Annotated in this window: 2 protein-coding genes; both read left to right on the forward strand. The window is 58.0% G+C overall.

Annotated features, from left to right (window positions below):
• Positions 1–326 precede the first annotated feature (326 nt).
• The gene (locus tag KY379_RS27165; RefSeq protein ID WP_261242723.1) at positions 327–596 is read left to right on the forward strand and encodes a DUF3077 domain-containing protein; all 270 of its coding nucleotides are present in this window, start codon (positions 327–329) and stop codon (positions 594–596) included.
• 86 nt (positions 597–682) lie between these two features.
• Positions 683–962 (forward strand): hypothetical protein (locus tag KY379_RS27170; protein ID WP_261242721.1); only part of this gene is annotated, 280 nt, incomplete at its 3' end.

Below are 962 nucleotides of genomic sequence, written 5' to 3' on the forward strand. Positions count from 1 at the left end.
GCCGTCTGCGCGGAAGCTGTTGCCCAGCAAGCCGCGTTGATGCAGCCCAGGTCGCCGGCCACGTTGCTGATCATGACGACGATGCATGAGCTTGAAGGCCTGCGAAAGTTGATTGAATCCGCGTTGGCCCAGGTGCAGATGAGTACGGATCACAGGATCCGCCATTAAGCCGCAGCACGTTATGCCTGGCCTGGCTTAATCGCGAGCAATTCTGCCTTACATGCCCACTCTTTCCTTCCCCCAGCTTTGGTCGGTGGGATGTTGGGATCGGCTTGCTTGCGATAAGGCCAGCCCAGGCACCTGCCAATCTTCAGGGAGATAGATCAATGCCCACGGACGATAACGACTGCAAATACACAGTCGGCAAAACCAAGTTCTACCAAGGTGAAAACCAGACCCAACCCTTGTTCTGCATCGAGCCCGGAATCCCCTGCCACTATGCCCGCGAACAAGCCTCCGAATTGATGGGCTACGCCCGCGACATGAGCATTGCCGGCGTGATGGAAAACAACCCCCAATGCGTATGGGCCGCCCACTACCTGAGCGCCTTGGCCAAGGCTCTACTCGACGATGCCGAACTAGGCATGAATCGCTGACACCCCACCAATCCTGTGGGAGCGGGTTCACCCGCGAAGGGCCGCAACGCGGCCCCCAATATCCCACCATCCACGGAGAACCCTCCATGCCATGCAAACCCTCCCGAATTCCACCAGTGATCGACCACACATTGCGTCAGAACTATGGGCGTCCGCCTGCACTGTTTGCGGTGGGACCGGGGATTAGTCTTTCGTATGCGACGACGGAGGCCAGGAAGTTGATGGAGTGCGCTCGGTATTTGAATCAGACCGGGGTGTTGCTGGGGGATAAGCGGATGACTGAGGCGTCGTTTCGGATTGTTACCATGGTGAAGGCGTTATTAGAGGAGATCGAGCAAGGGATGCGGCCTTCGCAGTTGAGGGCGC

Source organism: Pseudomonas sp. HD6422 (assembly GCF_025377065.1).
Lineage (GTDB): Bacteria > Pseudomonadota > Gammaproteobacteria > Pseudomonadales > Pseudomonadaceae > Aquipseudomonas > Aquipseudomonas putida_U.